Genomic DNA, 17,783 nt, shown 5'->3' with positions numbered 1-17,783 from the left:
ATCCCCGAGCCGCGCGGCGGCGCCCACCGCGATTTCGACACCGCCGCCGCGGCCGTGCGCACCGCCGTGCTGCGGCACATGGACGAACTCACCGGCCTGCCGGCAACGGAGCTGCTAGAACGTCGGCTCGCGCGCCTGCGCGGCTACGGCGTCTACAAGGAAGGGTGAGCGACGCGCCCGGCCTGGCCCTGATCTGCGCGGCGCTCGCGCACAGCCCGGCGCCGGTCACGCTGCGCGTCGCCTACAGCGGCGGGCGCGACTCGCACGTGCTGCTGCACTGGCTGGCCGGGCAGCGCGCGGCGCTCGCTCCGCACCGGCTGCTGGCGGTGCACGTCGATCACGGCCTGCAGGCGGAGGCCGCGCGCTGGGCGGAGCACTGCGCCATGGTGTGCGCGGCGCTTGGCGTGCCGCTGCAAACCCACCGCATCGACGCCCGCCCGGCACCCGGTGAAAGCCCCGAAGCGGCCGCGCGCCGGGCGCGCTACGCGGCGCTCGCCGCGGACATGCAAGACGGCGATTTGCTGCTGACGGCCCACCACCAGACCGACCAGGCCGAAACCGTGCGGCGGGCGCTGCTGCGCGGCGCGGGGGTGGCCGGGGCCGCCGCCATGCCGGCGCAAAAACGCTTCGGCCGCGGATCATTGCTGCGCCCGCTGCTGGCCTGGCCGGCCGAGCGCGTGGCGCGCTATGCCCGGGAACACGAGCTGGCCTGGGTGGAAGACCCCAGCAACCGCGACGCGCGCTTCGATCGCAATTTCCTGCGCAGCGAAGTGCTGCCGCTGCTCGCCCGCCGCTGGCCGGCCGCCACCGCCACGCTGGCCCGCCACGCCTGCCACGCCGCCGACGCCCAGGCGCTGTTGGACGACCTCGCCAACGCCGACGGCGCCACGGTCGGGCAGCTCACCGTGGCGCGGCTCGCCGCCCTGTCGCCGACCCGGCAACGCAACCTGCTACGCGCCTGGCTGCACCACCACGGCGCCGCGGCGCCGTCCACGGCGCGGCTCGACGAGCTGCTGCGCCAGGCACTGACCGCCGCCGCGGACCGGCTGCCCTGCGTAGCGTTTGGCGAGCACGCCGTGCGCGTGTGGCGCGGTCGGCTGTATCTGACCGCCGAACCGCTGCCGCCGCCGCCCCAACCGCTGCTGTGGCAGCTCGACGCACCGCTCGAGCTGCCCGGCATCGGCCGCCTGCGTGCGCAGTTGCAGGCGGGCACCGGCATCGAACTGGCCGCGCTCGGCGAGCCACCGACGCTCGAAGTACGCTTCCGCGGCACCGCCGGCGGCCACACCCTGCGCAAGCGCCTGCAGGAACTGGCCGTGCCGCCCTGGCAGCGCGAGCGCTGGCCGCTGCTGTATCGCGGCGACCGGCTGTTGCAGATCGCCGGTCATGCGCCCATGCCGGCCGTCCGCGCCGGTCCCGGCGAGGCCGGCGTGCAAGTTATCTTCGAGCCCGGGTGAAATGCCGAACACTTTCAGCCGGCGGAATTTCGCAGCGTTTCCCTAGCCCACCCGACCCGGTGCCGATCCAATGCACGCACATGCCCTGACCCACACCGGCCCGCTCACTGAAGGCGCCGCCGCCCTCGACGCGCTGGACCTGCCGATGCCGCAACCGGCCGCCGGCGAGGTGCTGATCGCGGTCACCTGCTGCGGCGTGTGCCACACCGAGCTCGACGAAATCGAAGGTCGCACGCCGCCGCCGCGGCTGCCGGTGATCCCCGGCCACCAGGTGGTCGGGCGGGTGGTGTCGGCGCCTGCCGGCAGTGCGCTCGCGCCGGGCGATCGGGTCGGCGTGGCGTGGATTTTCAGCGCCTGCGGGCACTGCGAGTACTGCCGCGAGGGGCGCGAGAACCTGTGCCCGGACTTTCGCGCCACCGGGCGCGACGCCCACGGCGGCTATGCGCCGTTCATGACCGCGCCGGCCGACTTCGTGCACCGCCTGCCGGACCGGCTGAGTGACACCGAAGCCGCGCCGCTGCTGTGCGCGGGCGCAGTCGGCTACCGGGCGCTGTCGCTGTGCGGGCTCGCCGACGGCCACGCGCTGGGCCTGACCGGCTTTGGCGCCAGCGGTCATCTGGTGCTGCAGATGGCCCGCGCGCGCTGGCCCCACTCGCCGGTGTACGTGTTCACGCGCAATGCGGCCGAGCGCGCGCTGGCGCTCGAACTCGGCGCCACCTGGGCTGGCGCCGCGGATGCGCAGTCGCCGCTGCCGCTGCACGCCATCATCGACACCACGCCGGCCTGGGCGCCGGTGCGGGCGGCGCTGCGCAACCTGCGCCCCGGCGGGCGACTGGTGATCAACGCCATCCGCAAGGAAGCCGCCGACGCCGCCGTGATGGCGGGCATCGACTACCCGCACGAACTGTGGCAGGAGAAGGCCATGCAGTCGGTGGCCAACGTGACGCGCGCCGACGTGCGTGAATGCCTGGAACTTGCCGCACGCGCCGGCATCCGGCCACGCGTGCGCAGCTACCCGCTCGCCGAGGCCAACCAGGCGCTGGCGGACCTCAAATTCGGCCGCCATGCCGGAGCCAAGGTGCTGGTGGTGGACGGCTGACGCGCCGTGTGTCGGCTACCCGGCCCGCTCGAGATCCGCCTTCACCGCCATCAAAAACCGCGCCGCCTCGCCGCCGGTCACCACGCGGTGGTCGAAGCTCAGCGACAGCGGCAGCACGCGCCGCACGGCAGGCTGGCCGGCGACGGCGAGCACCGCGTCGTAGGCGCGCCCGGCGCCCAGGATGGCCACCACCGGCGGCACCAGCAGCGGCACCGCGTAGCGCCCGCCGAGCGGGCCGAAGTTGCTCAGCATGATGCTGGCGCCGCGCAGTTGCTCGGGCGTGAGGCTGCGCGCGCGCACGGCCGCCATCAGCGCATCCACGCCGGCGCGAAGGCCGGCCGCATCGAGCGCGCCCGCATCGCGCAGCACCGGCACGAACAGACCCTCCGGGCTGTCGACGGCGATGCCGACGTCGATTTTCTTCAGCAGGCGCCGGCCCATGTCCTGGCTGTCGAACCAGGCGTTCAGCGCCGGCTCGGCCCGGCAGCCGGCCACAAGCGCCCGCAGCAAGCGCGTCATGGGATCGGCGCCGGCCGGCCAGGCGTGGATGTCGGCGTCGTCGCACAGCGCGGCGGTGGCGACCTCCGCCTGGGTCTTGGCCATGTTGACGGCCATTGCCCGGCGCGGGCCGGTGAGCGGCTCGAGCGGGCCGGTTTCGGCGTAGATGCGCGCCACGCGCTCGACGTCCGCCTTGGTGATGGTGTCGTCGGGGCCGGTCGGCGTGACCGAGCCGAGATCGACGCCCAGACGCTTGGCCAGCGCCCGCACCGCCGGCGTGGCGCGAATGCCGGCCGGCCGCCCGCCGACGCTTTGCGGCGCCTCGTGCACCACCGCCGTGCCGGCGGCGACGGCGCCGACCACGGTGCCGGTGTCGGCGCTTTGTCCGCCGACGAACTCCACCAGCGGCGCGCCCACCGCCAGGCGCGCGCCCGGCTCGGCGCACAACCTCGCGATCTCGCCCGTGCGCGGCGAGGGCACTTCCACCACCGCCTTGTCGGTCTCGACCGACGCCAGCGGCTGGCCCTCGACCACGTGATCGCCGGGGCCGACGTGCCAGGACAGCAGCTCTGCCTCGGCGAGACCCTCGCCAAGATCGGGCAGCACGAACACCGTGGCCGGTTCGTTCATGCTCAGTGCTCCAGCACGCGCCGGGCGGCGGCGAGGATGCGCTGCGGCCCCGGCAGATAGGTGTGTTCGAGCCGCGCCAGCGGCATCACGGTGTCGTAACCGGCCACACGCTCGACCGGCGCCAGCAACGACATCAGACCCGGCCCGGCCAGCAGTGCCGCGATCTCGGCGCCAAAACCGCCGCGCAGCGGCGCCTCGTGCACGACCACGCAGCGGCCGGTCTTGGCCACCGAGTCGAGCAGCGTGCCGGTGTCGAGCTCGCGCAGCGTGGCGACGTCGATCACCTCGGCGCTGACGCCGCTGTCCGCCAGCGTGTCCGCCACCGCCAGGCAATCGACCACGCTCGCGCCCCAGCTCACCAGCGTGAGGTCGCTGCCCTCGCGCAGCACGAAGCAGACGTCGAGCGGCAGCGCCTCGCCGCTGTCGGTCACCTCCTCGCGAAACGCGCGGTAGATGCGCGAGGGCTCCAGAAACACCACCGGATCGGGATCGCGGATGGCCGCCAGCAGCAGGCCGTAGGCGCGCGCCGGCGAGGACGGGATCACCACCCGCAGCCCCGGGATGTGCGCCAGCATGGCCTCGTTGCTCTCGGAGTGGTGCTCCGGCGCGTGGATGCCGCCGCCACAGGGCGCGCGCAGCACCATGGGGCAGGTCAGCCGGCCGCGGGTGCGGTTGCGCAGGCGGCTCGCGTGGTTCACCAGCTGGTCGATCGCCGGGTAGATGAAGCCCGAGAACTGGATTTCCGCCACCGGCCGCAGACCCTCGGCGGCCATGCCGACCGCCACGCCGGCGATCAGGTTCTCGGCCAGCGGCGTATCCATGACGCGCTCGCCAAAGCGTTCCTGCAAACCGACCGTGGCGCGGAACACGCCGCCGTTGACGCCGACGTCCTCGCCCAAGATCACCACGTTCGGGTCGTCCGCCAGCGCCCGGGCCAGCGCCAGGTTCACCGCCTCCACCAGCGTGCACTCAGCCATGCGCACCCCCGGCGATCTCGGCCCGCTGCGCGGCGAGGCTCGCCGGCAACTGCGCGTAGAGGTGGTCGAACATGTCGGTCGGCGCCGGCGGCGGCGTGGCGAGATAGTCCGCCACCGCCGCCTCGACCCGGGCGTCGCAGTCGGCGATCAGCCGCTCCTCGTCAGCCGTGCTCCACAGGCCGCTGGCCACCAGGTAGGCACGCAGGCGCGCCAGCGGCTCGCGCTGCCAGGCGGCGCTGACCTCGGCATCCGGCCGGTAGCGGCGCGCGTCGTCGGCGGTGGTGTGGTCGCCCAGGCGATAGGTGAGGCCCTCGATCACGCTCGGGCCGTCGCCGCGCCGGGCGCGGGCGAGCGCCCGCGCCATGACCTGCCGCACCGCCAGCAGGTCGTTACCGTCCACCTGCTCGCCCGGCACGCCGCCGGCGATGGCCTTTTGCGCCAGCGTGGCGCAGGCGGTCTGCTTGCGAAGCGGCACCGAAATCGCCCACTGGTTGTTGGTGATCACGAACACCAGCGGCAGCCGCCACACACCGGCCAGGTTCAGTGCCTCGTAGAAATCGCCCTTGGAGGTGCCGCCGTCGCCGACGAAGCACACCGCCACGCGCGGCTCACCCCGCAGGCGCAGCGCGCTCGCCACGCCGGCGGCGTGCGTGCATTGCGTTGCGATCGGCACGCAGTACGGAAAATCCCCGCGCGGGCCGGCGAAGTCGCTGCCGCGCTCGTCGCCGCCCCAGTAGCGCAGCAGTTCGGGCATGGTCACGCCGCGCCGCAGCAGCGCGCCCGCCTCGCGGTAGGTGGGCAGCAGCACGTCGTCGGCGCGCAGGGCATCGGCCACGCCCACGTGCAGCGCCTCGTGCCCCAGGCTGGACGCATAGGTACCGAGCTGGCCGGTGCGCTGCAGGCGCACGGCGCGCTCGTCGAAACGGCGCGTCAGCACCATCCAGCCGTAGATGCGACGCAGCGCAGCCGGCGCCAGGCGCGGCAAGGGACCGTGCGGACGGCCGTGCTCGTCGAGGCATTGCCGATACGCGACGCTGAATCGAGCGACGGTGGTCTTCACGCTTGCCCTCCGGTGGCTGTGCGGCCTTTTTAAAGCCAGCACGCGATGACAGGCAAGCATGACGGCGGATTGATGCGCCAAAGCGCTCCGCCGGGCTGCGGCAGGAAGAAAAAGGGCGGGGACCGGGACATGGTGTGTGCCAGTCACCATCAGGAGGAGGAGGGGAAGGGTTCCCGGTCCCCGCCGACCTCAATAAAGCAGACACCATGCCAGGCGGCCAAAACCGCGTGCCTGCACGCTGCGTCCCGCCGCTTGCAGGCGCCGCGCGCACCGCCATGAGGAATGCCGGCCCTGCTGTGCACCAATTGCGCACGCGCGAAACCTGCCGGCCGCCGCATGCGACCATACGCGCCCTGGACATCACCACCCTGCCCCGCATGAGCCTCGACGACACCATCGAACGCCTGCCGCTGAAGACCTTCACCGAGAAGGCGTACCTCGATTACGCGATGTACGTCATCCTGGACCGCGCCCTGCCGCACCTGGCCGATGGGCTCAAACCCGTGCAGCGGCGCATCGTGTACGCCATGTCGGAGCTCGGGCTCGCCGCCGGCAACAAGCCGAAGAAATCCGCCCGCACCGTCGGCGACGTGATCGGCAAGTTCCACCCGCACGGCGACAGCGCCTGCTACGAGGCGATGGTGCTGATGGCGCAGGATTTTTCCTACCGCTACCCGCTGATCGACGGCCAGGGCAACTGGGGCAGCGCCGACGATCCAAAATCCTTCGCCGCCATGCGCTACACCGAGGCGCGCCTGTCGCGCTTCGCAGACCTGCTGCTGGCGGAACTCGGCCAGGGCACGGTCGATTTCGTGCCCAATTTCGACGGCACGCTCGACGAACCGAGCCTGCTGCCGGCGCGCCTGCCGCACATTCTGCTGAACGGCGGCCACGGCATCGCCGTCGGCATGGCCACCGACATCCCGCCGCACAACCTGCGCGAGGTCGCCGCCGCCACGCTGGCGCTGCTGGACGACCCGGACACCGACCTCGAAACACTGTGCCGCCTGCTGCCGGCGCCGGATTTCCCGACCGGCTGCGACATCGTCACCCCGCGCGCCGAGCTACTGGAGATGTACCGCACCGGCAACGGCAGCGTGCGCGCGCGGGCGCGCTACGAGCTCGACGAGGGCGAAATCGTCATCACCACGCTGCCGTACCAGGTGTCGGGCGCGCGCGTGCTGGAGCAGATCGCCGCTCAAATGCAGGCCAAGAAGCTGCCGTGGCTGGAGGATCTGCGCGACGAGTCCAACCACGAGAACCCGACCCGGCTGGTGCTGGTGCCGCGCAGCAAGCGCATCGACGTGGACGCGCTGATGGGCCATCTGTTCGCCACCACCGAGCTCGAAAAAAGCTACCGGGTGAACCTCAACTGCATTGGCCTGGACGGCCGGCCGGGCGTGCGCGACCTGCGCGGCCTGCTCAAGGAATGGCTGGAGTTCCGCACCGTCACCGTGCGCCGGCGTCTGCAGCACCGTTTGAACCGGGTGCTCGAGCGCCTGCACATCCTGGATGGCCTGCTGATCGCGTTCCTCAACATCGACGAGGTGATCGCCATCATCCGCTTCGAGGAGCGCCCGAAACCGGTGCTGATGCAGCGCTTCGGCCTCACCGATGCGCAGGCCGAGGCCATCCTGGAACTGAAACTGCGGCACCTGGCGCGGCTGGAGGAAACCCGCCTGCGCGGCGAGCACGACGAGCTTGCCGCCGAACGCGACCGCCTCGAGGCGACGCTCGGCTCCGGCCAGCTGCTGCGGGCGCTGATCCGCAGCGAAATCGAGGCCGATGCCGAAAAATACGGCGACGCCCGGCGTTGTCTTTTGGTCGAGCGCGGCGCCGCGCGAGCGCTCGCCGAGGCGGAACTGGCACCCAGCGAGCCGGTCACCGTGGTGCTGTCGGCGCACGGCTGGGTGCGCCTGGCCAAAAGCCACGAGGTCGATCCCGCCGCGCTCGGCTACCGGTCCGGCGATCGATTCCAAGCCGCCGCCCGCGGGCGCAGCACCCAGCAGGCGGTATTTTTGGACTCCACCGGCCGCGCCTACGCGCTGCCGGCGCACACGCTGCCCTCGGCACGCGGCCACGGCGAGCCGCTGTCCGGCCGCCTCTCGCTCGAGGCCGGCGCGCGCGTGCTGCACGTCCTGCTTGGCGAGCCCGACCAGCGCGTGCTGCTCGCCAGCGACGCCGGCTATGGCTTCGTCACGCCGCTCGAGTCGCTCATCTCGCGCCAGCGTGCCGGCAAGGCGGTGCTCACGGTGCCGGACGGCGCCCTGCCGCTGGCGCCGCTGTTGCTGCCCGCCGAGGACGGGCTGCGCCTGGCCTGCGCCAGCAGCGCCGGCAGGCTGCTCATCTTCCCGGTGGCCGAGCTGCCGCAGCTGCCGCGCGGCAAGGGCGTGAAGCTGATCGGCATCCCCGGCAAGCTGATCCTGAGCGGCGAGGAAAAACTGCAGTGCGTGCTGCCGCTGCCGGCCGGCGCGGCACTCAAAGTGCTGTCCGGCGGCCGGCATCTGACGCTGCGCGGCGCGGATCTCGACGCCTACAGCGGCCATCGCGGTGACCGCGGCAAACCGCTGCCGCGCGGCTTTGCGCGCGTGCGCGGCCTGGAGGCGGAAAGCTGAAAACCCGTCCATGGACTTTTTCAGCTTGCTGCAGGCAAGCGTCAGTCGCGTGCCGTTCGGGCGCGACCACGCTTGAACAATCCGCGTCAACTACTGGCTTTTGGCGCGAAAATGGCGATACTGTGGGCGCCGTGCCCGGGCGGCGCGCACCCCACCGACCACGCCGGTCGGACCAACACCTGCAAGGGAGAACGATGCGGCCATCCACGGTACTGCGTTTGGTGTCCGGCCTGTTGCTGGCCGGACTGCTCACCAGCACTCACGCCGCCCCGGCGCGCAGCGCGCCGGCCGGAAAGGTCGATCTGCGCTCGCGCGCCGCGCTGATCGTGCGCGCCGACAGCGGGCAGGTGCTGTACGCCAAAAACGCCGATCAGACGCTACCGATCGCCTCCATCACCAAGCTCATGACGGCCATGGTGGTGCTGGACGCCGGTCAGCCGATGAACCAGGTCCTGACCATTACCGACGCCGAGCGCGACCGCCTGCGCAATACCAGCTCGCGTCTGGCGGTCGGCACGCGCCTGACGCGCGCCGACCTGCTGCGCCTGGCGCTGATGTCGTCCGAGAACCGCGCCGCCGCGGCGCTGCTGCGCAATTACCCGGGCGGCTTTGCGGCCGGCGTGGCCGCCATGAACCGCAAGGCCAGAGCGCTCGGCATGACGCACACGCGTTTCGTGGATGGCACCGGCCTGTCCGCTGGCAATCGCTCGACCCCCCAGGACCTGGTGCGCATGGTGCGCGCGGCGGCGCGCTACCCGACCATCCGCAACTACTCGACCACCGCCGAATACGCGGTCATGGTGGGCCGCTACCGCACGCAGTACCGCAACACCAACCCGCTGGTGCGCAACCGCCAGTGGGACATCGACCTGACCAAGACCGGCTACATCAGCGAAGCCGGGCGCTGCTTGGTGATGCAGGCCAGCGTCGGCGGCAAGCCGGTGGTGATGGTGCTGATGGACTCGCAGGGCTCGCTGACGCGGGTCGCCGACGCCAACCGCGCCCGGCGCTGGCTGGAGACATCGCCCCAGGCCGTGCAGATCGCCCGCCAGCCGTGAACGACGGCTGATTCAGTCGCCCAGCTCGGGCAGGTGGCTGAGCAGCCAGGCGCGCTGGTGCTCGCGCGTCAGCGCCGCGGCGCGGGTGATGGCGGTCAGATCATCCAGCGCGCGCCCGAAATCGTCGTTCACCACCAGGTAGTCGAATTCCGGCCAGTGGCGAAGTTCGGCCAGCGCATCGCGCATGCGCCGCTCGATGGTGGCTTCATCATCGCCGCGGCCGCTGAGGCGCTCGCGCAGCGTCGCCACTGACGGCGGCAGGATCATCACCGTGACGCAACCCGGCAGGCGCGCGCGGGCCTGCCGGGCGCCCTGCCAGTCGATTTCGAGCACCACCGAGCGGCCCGCCGCCAGCGCCTGCGCCACCGCCACCGCCGAGGTGCCGTAGTGGTGATCGAACACCCGCGCCGATTCCAGAAACTCGCCGGCGGCCTGCATGGCGGCGAAACGCTCATCACTGACGAAGTGATAAGCCACGCCGTCCTGCTCGCCCGGCCGCGGCGGGCGGGTGGTGTAGGACACCGACAGCGTGAGCTGCGGACAACGCGCCACCAGCGCGCGCACCAGACTGGTCTTGCCAACCCCGGACGGACCACAGACAACGAACAACAAACCGGGGACGACAGGCATGTGAGGACGCTTCGTAGGCGACGGACGCGGGTCGGCAAGTGTAATCCGGCAGCCCGATGGCGGCCGATCGGCGCGACAATGACGAGTCCCCCGCCGCCCCTGCCCCGCCCGTGAGCCCGCCCTATCCCACAGACCTGCACATCGACGCCGAAAGCGGCCTCGCCCGGGGCGCGCAGTACCTACCCTCGCCGCACTGCGACGAGCGTCCGCCGGGCACCGGCGTCGAGCTGCTGGTCATCCACGCCATCAGCCTGCCGCCCGGCCAGTACGGCGGCCCGGACGTGCCGGCGCTGTTCTGCGGCACGCTCGACTGCACGCGCCGCGCCGACTATGCGGACCTGGCCGGCCTGCGGGTGTCGGCACATTTTTTCATCCGCCGCGACGGGCTACTGCTGCAATTCGTGCCGGTCCACCGGCGCGCCTGGCACGCCGGCGTGTCGCGCTTTGCCGGGCGCGAGCGCTGCAACGATTTCTCACTCGGCATCGAGCTCGAAGGCTGTGACCACGACCGCTTCACGCCGGCCCAGTACGCCGTGCTGGCGGCGCTGACGCGGGCGCTGCGCAGGGCGTTTGCGGCCATCCGCGCCGAGGCCATCGTCGGCCACAGCGACATCGCGCCCGGCCGCAAGACCGATCCCGGCCCGCACTTCGACTGGGCCGCCTACCGCGCCCAAACCTTCTCGGCACGGAGCCCCTGATGGACGCCCCGACCACCCTGATCGACCTGCTGCGCCACGGCGAACCCGCGGGCGGCTCGCGCTTTCGCGGCAGCGTCGACGACCCGCTGTCGGCCACCGGCTGGACGCAGCTCGCCGCCGCCACCGCCGACCACGCCTGGGACATGATCGTCTGCTCGCCGCTGCGCCGCTGCCGGGAATTCGCGCAGGCCCTGGCCGCCGAGCGCGGCGCCGATTTCCGCATCGACGACGATTTTCGCGAAATCGGCTTCGGTCTATGGGAAGGCTTGACCGCCGCCCAGGTTCAGGCCGAATACGGCGCCGCGCTGACGCGCTTCTGGCAGGACCCGGTGGCGCACCCGCCACCGCTGGGCGAGCCGGTGGCGGATTTCGCCGCCCGCGTGGAGGTGGCCTGGCAGCGGCTGCTCACCGGCGCGCACGGCCGACGCGTGCTGCTGGTCGGCCACGGCGGCACCATCGCCATGGTGCTGCGCAGCGTGCTTGGCATGCCGCTCAGCCACGCCTGGCGAGTACGCCTCGGCTATGCCGGACGGGCGCGGGTGCGCCTCGATCACACCGAACACGGCACGCTGGCGGCGCTGGTCGGGCTCACGCCGGGCGCGTGAGCGCCGTCGCAGCCATTGCTTGACCCTTGGCTTGACCCTTGGGGGGCATCCGGCCCCCTGATCTCATCAGACCAGCCGCAGCGGCAGGGAGCGCTGCCGCTCGCCGGTCAGCGCGAACAGGGCATTGGCCAACGCCGGCGCCAGCGGCGGCACGCCGGGCTCGCCGCAGCCGCCTGGCGGTGCGTCGCTGGGCACGATGTGCACCTCGATCTGCGGCGTGCCATCCAGGCGCAACAGCGGGTAGCTGTCGAAGTTGCCGGTCCGCGCGGCGCCGTCCGCGATCGGCACCTCGCCGTACAGGGCGGCGGTCAAGGCGTCGACGATGCCGCTTTCCATCTGCGCCGCCACCTGGTCCGGGTTCACGTGCCGACCGCAGTCGATGGCGCACACCACACGACGCACGCGCGGCGCACGCTGGCCGCGTTCGACCTCCACCACCTGCGCCACGTAGCTGCCGAAGCTCGTGTGCACGGCGATACCGCGGGCGCGCCCTTGGGGCAGCGGCTGCCCCCAGCCGGCGCGCTCGGCGGCCAGCTCGAGCACGCCCAGATGGCGCGCCTGACCGGCCAGCAGGCGGCGGCGAAAGACCACCGGGTCCTCGCCGGCGGCGTGCGCGAGTTCGTCGACGAACGACTCGACCACGAAGGCATTGCCGGAATTGCCGACCGAGCGCCAGTAGCCGACCGGCACGCCGAGCTCGACCAGAGCGCAGTCCACCGCCACGTTGGGGATGGCGTAGGGCAGCTCGCTCACGCCTTCCACCACCGTGTGATCGACGCCACGCTTGACCGTATCGGGCGCCAGGCGGCGCTGGATGGAGGGACTTGCGATGCGGTGCTGCCAGGCGGTGGGCGTATTGCCGGCCAGCGCGGCGCGCAGGCGGTGCAGCGCCGCCGGGCGGTAGAAGTCGTGCGCGAGATCGTCCTCGCGCGACCAGACCACCTTGACCGGGGCGTCGACGGCGCGCGACAGCGCCACCGCCTCAAGCACGAAATCGACCTCGAAACGCCGCCCGAAACCGCCACCCAGGTAGGTGGTGTGCACCGTCACCCGCTCGCGCGGGATGCCGAGTAGCGCCGCCGCGGCATCGCGGGCGCGGGTCTGGCCCTGCGTCGGCGCCCAGATTTCGCAGCGTCCGTCGTGCAGGTGGGCGGTGGCGTTCATCGGTTCCATGCAGGCATGGGCAAGGAACGGCAGCCGGTAGCTGGCTTCGAGCGTCTTGCCGGCGCTTTCGAGCGCCGCCGCGACGTCGCCGGCGCGGCGCGCCGGACTGCCCTGCGTGTCGAGCGCTGCGGCGAGCGCCTTGGCGATGCCGGCATCGTCCAGCGCCAGTGCCGCCGGCCGCCAGCGCACGGTTACCTTCTGCGCGGCCCGGCGCGCCTGCCAGTAGCCGTCGGCGACCACACCGACGCCTGCATCGATGGCGACGATGGCGCGCACGCCGGGCAGCCGCTCGGCGGCCTTGGCATCGAAGCTGTCGAGCGCGCCGCCGAACTGCGGCGCACGCAGCACCACCGCCGTCAGCAGCCCCGGCAGGCTCACGTCGATGCCGAATCGGGCCTGCCCGGTGACCTTGGGCAGGTTGTCGACGCGCGGCGTCGGCTTGCCGATGTAGCGATAGTCGGCCGGTGAGCGGCGCGGCGGGTTTTCCGGCACCGGCAGGCTCGCCGCGAGCGTTGCCAGCTCGCCGTAGCCAAGACTCTGCCCGGCCGGCCCGAGCACCTTGCCCACCGCGGTGCGACACGCGGCCGGCTCGACCTGCCAGGTGCGCGCGGCGGCGGCGATCAGCATGGCGCGCGCCGCGGCACCGGCCTGCGCCAGCGCATCCCAGGAGTAACGGATGCTGGTGCTGCCGCCGGTGCCCATCGCACCCATGGCGAGGTAATAGGCCGGGTCCTCGTCGGTCATCACCAGACGCACGGCGGCGAGATCCACGTCGAGCTCGTCGGCCAGGATGGCGGCGAGACCCGTGTGCGCACCCTGCCCCATCTCGGATTTGTGCAGCGTGAGCGTGACGGCGCCGTCAGTGTCCACGCGCACGAAGGCGTTGGGAGCAAACGCCGTGGCGTTTTGAGCTGCGCCGGCCAACGGCAGGCGCAGCGCCAGACACAAGCCACCGGCGATGCTCGCACCGCCGACCAGGAATGCGCGCCTGCTCAGGGCGAGCATGTCAAATCTCCCGCGCCAGCGCGGCGGCGCGCTGCACCGCCCGGCGGATGCGCTGGTAGGTGCCACAGCGGCACAGGTTGCCGCGCAGGGCGGCGTCGATGGCGGCCTCGTCGGGCTGCGGTGTACGCACCAGCAGCGCCACGGCGGCCATGATCTGCCCGGACTGGCAGTAGCCGCACTGCACCACGTTCAGCTCCATCCAGGCACGCTGCACCGGATGGCTGCCGTCGGCCGGCAGGCCTTCGATGGTGGTCACCTGCCGCGAGCCAACCGCACCCAGTGGCGTCAGACAGGCCGCCGCCGGTTGGCCGTCCAGGTGCACCAGGCAGGCCAGGCAGTGGCCCACGCCGCAGGCGAACTTGCTGCCGGTCAGACCCAGGTCCTCGCGCAGCACCCACAAAAGTGGTTTGTCGGGATCGGCGTCGAGCTCGAACGCCTTGCCGTTGACGTGTAGCGTGGTCATGGGCGCGCTCCTCGCAAGGACTGCCAGCCCGGCAGGCTAACAGCCGCGCTGCGAGGTGTCGACCGTGACGCGCCCGCCGGCGCCGCGTTTACGCGGTCTTTTCGAGCAGCGCCTTGGCGCGGGCGAGACCGGCGCGGTATACCTCGGCGATGAAGTCCACGGCGTTGACCGGCGCGTCCGCGATCGGTTTGAACGTGGCGGTCCAGGTGATGCGCGAGCCGCTGCCGGTCGGTGTCACGGCGATACGCGAGCGGTAGTCCGTGCACGGCAGTGCGCCGGCCGTGGCAACGTACTCGTAGCTGCGGCCGGCGTCGTCGCGCGCCTCCTGGCGCTCGGTGAGCCGGTTGCCATCGGGCATGGTCAGGTGACGCACCGCGCCGATGCCGCTGCCCTCGACTACGCTGTCGGCCACCGCGGGAAACCAGGCCACCAGCCCGGCGAAATCGCCGACCAGCGCCCAGGCGTCGTCCGGCGCGGCGGCGATGTCGATGGTTTCTGTCACACGCGCCTGGTCCATGAGCATCCTCCCGAAGATTTCTGGGCTCGCGCCTCACATTCACACCGGCGCGCTGCGCCGCGGATTCGGAAACCCTTGGTACGAACCTTTCGGCGCCCTGGCCGACGCCGGCCTCAGCCCGGCAGGGTCTTGTAACCGCTGCGGAAATACAGCAGCGGCGGCAGCGCCTCGCCGACCGCCGCCTGCTTGATTTCGCCGACCACGATCACGTGATCGCCGCCCTCGTACTCGGCATGCAGCACGCAGTCCATGTAGCCGATGCTGCCCTCGATGATGGGCGCGCCGGTCACGCCGGGATGGGTCGGCACGACCTCCATCTTCTCGGCCCCGCCCTTCCTGGCCAGGGCATTGGAGATGTCCTGCTGGTTCTCGGCCAGGATGTTGATGCTGAACGCGCGCGCGGCCTGGATGGCCTTCAGCGTCTCGGATTCGCGCACCAGCGCGAACAACGCCAGCGGCGGGTCCAGCGACAGCGAGCTGAAGGAGTTGACGGTGATGCCGTAGCGGCGCCCGTCGGGGCCGCTGACGCACACCGCAGTGACCCCGGTGCAGAACTGGCCGAACACCTGGCGCAGGGCCTTGGGGTCGAGCGGGCTGGTCATGTTGGCTCCTTGCAGCGTGTGGCGGGTTGCGCTCAATCGATCCAGGCGAGGCCTTCGGCCGCATACGCCTCGCGCAACAGCTCGGGGGCCATCCAGTCCCGGGTCGAGAAATTCTGCTCGATGTAGCCGTGTGCGTGCAGGAAGCTTTTCATGATCTCGAGCGTCTCGATCAGGCGCGCGCTCAGCTCGGGTTTGAGCTTTTGATGGATGTCCGGCGTGTAGTACGTCTCGATGTCGGCCGGTGTCACGCCCGTTTCACGCGCCATGGCGGCGGTGGCCTCGGCCTTGTTTTCGGGTTGCGCGGCCCAGGTGGCGGCCTTCAGCAGGGTGCGCGCGTAACGCACCACCGCGTCCGGGCGCTCGCGCACCAGCGAGCGGCTCACCGTGAGCAAGCGCGGGGTGGCGTTGTTGACCTTGGCCCACAGCGGCTCGGCGTCCATCAGGTTGTAGAGCATGCGGATGCCGCCGCCGGACTCGCGCTGCATGGCGGCGATCTCGCCACCCTTGGCGAAGAAGGCGTCCACCTTGCCCTCCAGCAGGGCGCGCAGCTGGCAGTGGTAGTAGGACGGCTGCTGGCGCGCCGTGGCATCGGCGAAACCGGGGTTGATCAACTGGTAGTGATCGCCGGTCTCGACCACGTCCACGAACTGCGCATCATCCTCGCGCAGGCCGTGCAGTTCCAGCGCGGACACGAAAGCCTTCTGCGCCGCGAAGCGGAAGAAATTCATGATCAGCTTGGGCCACACCGGCAGCGCCAGGCGCTTGCCGGCCAGATCGCGCACCGAGTGGATGGGATCGTCCTTACGCACGAAAAGACCCAGCGTCTCTTCGACGAAGCTGATGCCGAGCAGCGCGGTGTCGGCGCCGCGCGAGCGCGCCCACACCGGCGGCGAGCCGCCGCCCTCGCGGAACGAGTCCGCCAGCGTGTGGGCGAAGTGCGTGTCGGCGTTCTCGCGGCCGAGCTCCTTGATGTTGCGCATCTCGCAATCGGTGCCGGCGAATTCGCTGTCGAACAGCTTGAGCTGGAAGGCGAGGCCGGAGGCGGTCGGCACCGGACAGCGCGTGTACCAGATGGTGCGGGACATGGAACGTTTCCTTGCGTGGTGATGAAGCGGCTCAAACGCCGATGTCGAGCTCGTGGTGAAAGGCGAAGTCGGGATCGCCGAAGGCGCGCACCCGCTCGCGCAGCTCGGCGCGGTCCAGGAACACGAAGCGGCCCCGGTCCCACAGTTTCTCGCCATCGAATTCGATGGTGGGATCGATCACCGGGATCGACATCTCGCCCGGCGGCTGGGCGCCGATGGTGTGGAAATGCACGATGCGCGGGTTGGCGTGCGCCATGTACATCCACTGGTCGAGCCCCTGCTGCGGCCCGGCCGTCACCGCGCAGCGCGGGTTGATGCCGGCGTGCCAGGAATTGACGATGTACGGGTCCTTGCCCATCTCGGCGGCGCATTTTTCCATATAGGCGCGCAGCTCCGACACGGCCTTGGCGTCGCCGTCGAAGCCGGTGATGCGGCCGTGGTCGATGTCGATCAGCACCGGGCTCGGCAGCGCGATGCCGTTGGGCTCGAACACGTGCACGCCGGACGGCGTCAGCCAGCGCACGGCAAGCCGCCCGCTGGCCTGCATGCTGTCGAACACCTGACACACGCCGAGCGGGAACGTACGCAACGTGAAGCCATCGCCGGTGCCCTTGGTTTCGGCTTTGGCGCCCTTGGGCGACTGCCCGGGCTGCGGGATTGGCCCGCCGAAATCGCTGCCCAGCGGACAGGTGATGCGCCAGGATTTGGCCATGCCAAGACGCTGCCCGAGGCTTTTCAGCACCTCCAGCCACACCTTGTATGGCACCTGACCGAACGGCGAGCCGAGCTGGTCCCAAGTCTGCAAAAAGTTCAGCATTTTCATGCCGCGGCCGTTGAACGGCACCAGGCGCAGCACACCGGCGATCATGTGGTTGAACACGGTCACGTCCGGCGACTCGAAGGCCTTGACCACCGACGGCGGCAAGTCTTCGGGGCCCTTGACGGTGTCGGTCCACATCACGTGCACGCGCCCGCCGAGCTTGCGCGCCTCGTCCTCGATGATGTCCGACACGGCCGGCTCGGTGATGCCGTTCTCGTTCAGGATCAGCACCTCGTCGCCGGCTTTCATCTCGCAGCCGTCGACCAGCAGGTTGCGCGCGCTGCGGCGGACATCGTCCTCGCTGTAGCGGCGGTTGGCGGCATTGACGGCCAAGCGTTCCACGGTACCCATGGCAGCATCCCTCCTCGGTGACTTTCTGTGGGGGCGAAGTGAACGCATGGTAGGCCGCCGCCACCGGCCTTGGCAATGCAGGCGCTTGGGAGCCGCTGATTTATTCAGCGGTTCCTGCGGGGCAGCATGCCTCGGCATGAATCAATTGCGCAAGTCATTGATTCTTTGAGCGTCGCTCGGGCGTGTGCGGCGCGACGGCGAGCTGAAAAATTCCATGGACGGATTTTTTAGCCCCTCCCTTGTGGATGAGCGAACGGCTGTGGGACGATCGCGCGGCGCTCGCGCCGGTGCTGCGGACCGGTACCGGCCGGGAGCAGATCGCTGGCTTCCCCGCGACGCCGTCGACATATTCCAAATATTCCAAGGAACAGGAGGAGCGATTCATGAGCGATTTACTGGCTGGACGGGTAGTGATCGTCACCGGCGCGGCGCGCGGCATCGGCCAGGCG

General features: G+C 71.0%; 16 protein-coding genes and 1 pseudogene. 7 read left to right on the top strand and 10 right to left on the bottom strand.

The features are described from left to right. Positions 1–164 precede the first annotated feature (164 nt). Together tilS and PHC73_RS03660 are read left to right on the top strand one after the other, a co-directional pair. Positions 165–1,457 (top strand): tRNA lysidine(34) synthetase TilS, encoded by a 1,293-nt coding sequence (gene tilS / locus PHC73_RS03665; RefSeq protein ID WP_300124603.1) that lies wholly within the window; start codon positions 165–167, stop codon positions 1,455–1,457. Positions 1,458–1,527: 70 nt separating this feature from the next. Continuing rightward, positions 1,528–2,556 (top strand): zinc-binding alcohol dehydrogenase family protein, encoded by a 1,029-nt coding sequence (locus PHC73_RS03660; RefSeq protein WP_300124601.1) that lies wholly within the window; start codon positions 1,528–1,530, stop codon positions 2,554–2,556. Positions 2,557–2,571: 15 nt separating this feature from the next. On the opposite strand, the gene PHC73_RS03655 is transcribed toward PHC73_RS03660, so the two are convergent. Genes PHC73_RS03655 through pdhA form a run of 3 tightly spaced genes read right to left on the bottom strand, consistent with a single transcriptional unit; the run spans position 2,572 to position 5,721 of the window. After that, positions 2,572–3,684 (bottom strand): dihydrolipoamide acetyltransferase family protein, encoded by a 1,113-nt coding sequence (locus PHC73_RS03655; protein WP_300124599.1) that lies wholly within the window; start codon positions 3,682–3,684, stop codon positions 2,572–2,574. A 2-nt stretch (positions 3,685–3,686) separates the two neighbouring features. Then, positions 3,687–4,661 carry an alpha-ketoacid dehydrogenase subunit beta gene (locus tag PHC73_RS03650; RefSeq protein WP_300124596.1) on the bottom strand — a complete coding sequence of 325 codons (975 nt, stop codon included), beginning with the start codon at positions 4,659–4,661 and terminating at the stop codon, positions 3,687–3,689. After that, the gene (gene pdhA / locus PHC73_RS03645) at positions 4,654–5,721 is read right to left on the bottom strand and encodes a pyruvate dehydrogenase (acetyl-transferring) E1 component subunit alpha (RefSeq protein ID WP_300124593.1); all 1,068 of its coding nucleotides are present in this window, start codon (positions 5,719–5,721) and stop codon (positions 4,654–4,656) included. Before pdhA ends, PHC73_RS03650 begins: the two co-directional genes overlap by 8 nt. A gap of 377 nt (positions 5,722–6,098) precedes the next feature. On the opposite strand from pdhA, the gene parC reads away from it, so the two are divergent. Both parC and pbpG read left to right on the top strand, forming a co-directional pair. Beyond that, positions 6,099–8,336: a DNA topoisomerase IV subunit A gene (gene parC, locus PHC73_RS03640; RefSeq protein WP_366949795.1), complete on the top strand. Its 2,238-nt coding sequence runs from the start codon at positions 6,099–6,101 to the stop codon at positions 8,334–8,336. Positions 8,337–8,530: 194 nt separating this feature from the next. Further along, positions 8,531–9,394, top strand: coding sequence for a D-alanyl-D-alanine endopeptidase (gene pbpG / locus PHC73_RS03635; protein ID WP_300124588.1), 864 nt, complete (start codon positions 8,531–8,533; stop codon positions 9,392–9,394). Positions 9,395–9,406: 12 nt separating this feature from the next. Here pbpG and gmk read toward each other — a convergent pair whose 3' ends face one another. Beyond that, entirely contained in the window at positions 9,407–10,024 is a 618-nt protein-coding gene (gmk, locus tag PHC73_RS03630; protein WP_300124586.1) for a guanylate kinase, read from the bottom strand. Between the two features lie 134 nt (positions 10,025–10,158). Between gmk and ampD the strand changes: the two genes are divergently transcribed. Continuing rightward, positions 10,159–10,722 carry a 1,6-anhydro-N-acetylmuramyl-L-alanine amidase AmpD gene (gene ampD, locus PHC73_RS03625; protein ID WP_366949794.1) on the top strand — a complete coding sequence of 188 codons (564 nt, stop codon included), beginning with the start codon at positions 10,159–10,161 and terminating at the stop codon, positions 10,720–10,722. Then, complete coding sequence (cobC, locus tag PHC73_RS03620; protein ID WP_300124580.1) at positions 10,722–11,327, top strand: histidine phosphatase family protein; 606 nt, start codon at positions 10,722–10,724, stop codon at positions 11,325–11,327. Before ampD ends, cobC begins: the two co-directional genes overlap by 1 nt. A gap of 66 nt (positions 11,328–11,393) precedes the next feature. On the opposite strand, the gene PHC73_RS03615 is transcribed toward cobC, so the two are convergent. The 6 genes from PHC73_RS03615 to PHC73_RS03590 all read right to left on the bottom strand — a co-directional run bounded on the left by PHC73_RS03615 (position 11,394) and on the right by PHC73_RS03590 (position 17,334). Further along, a complete protein-coding gene (locus PHC73_RS03615) occupies positions 11,394–13,496 on the bottom strand; it encodes a molybdopterin cofactor-binding domain-containing protein (RefSeq protein ID WP_300124578.1) in 2,103 nt (700 codons plus the stop codon). 1 nt (position 13,497) lies between these two features. Further along, complete coding sequence (locus PHC73_RS03610) at positions 13,498–13,959, bottom strand: (2Fe-2S)-binding protein (protein ID WP_300124575.1); 462 nt, start codon at positions 13,957–13,959, stop codon at positions 13,498–13,500. An 88-nt stretch (positions 13,960–14,047) separates the two neighbouring features. After that, positions 14,048–14,476 carry an SRPBCC family protein gene (locus PHC73_RS03605; protein WP_300124573.1) on the bottom strand — a complete coding sequence of 143 codons (429 nt, stop codon included), beginning with the start codon at positions 14,474–14,476 and terminating at the stop codon, positions 14,048–14,050. Positions 14,477–14,589: 113 nt separating this feature from the next. Next, positions 14,590–15,078, bottom strand: a complete 489-nt coding sequence (locus PHC73_RS03600) for a flavin reductase family protein (RefSeq protein ID WP_300124571.1) — start codon at positions 15,076–15,078, stop codon at positions 14,590–14,592. Between the two features lie 32 nt (positions 15,079–15,110). Beyond that, positions 15,111–16,163, bottom strand: a complete 1,053-nt coding sequence (locus PHC73_RS03595) for an ABC transporter substrate-binding protein (protein WP_300124568.1) — start codon at positions 16,161–16,163, stop codon at positions 15,111–15,113. Between the two features lie 31 nt (positions 16,164–16,194). Continuing rightward, positions 16,195–17,334, bottom strand: a complete 1,140-nt coding sequence (locus PHC73_RS03590) for a hypothetical protein (RefSeq protein WP_300124566.1) — start codon at positions 17,332–17,334, stop codon at positions 16,195–16,197. Between the two features lie 245 nt (positions 17,335–17,579). On the opposite strand from PHC73_RS03590, the pseudogene PHC73_RS03585 reads away from it, so the two are divergent. Further along, positions 17,580–17,783: pseudogene (locus PHC73_RS03585) on the top strand (hypothetical protein); the annotation flags it as partial.

Source organism: Immundisolibacter sp., assembly GCF_028696615.1.
GTDB lineage: Bacteria > Pseudomonadota > Gammaproteobacteria > Immundisolibacterales > Immundisolibacteraceae > Immundisolibacter.
Note: the sequence above shows the minus strand (reverse complement) of the source record. Positions and strands in the feature narration are given on the sequence as shown.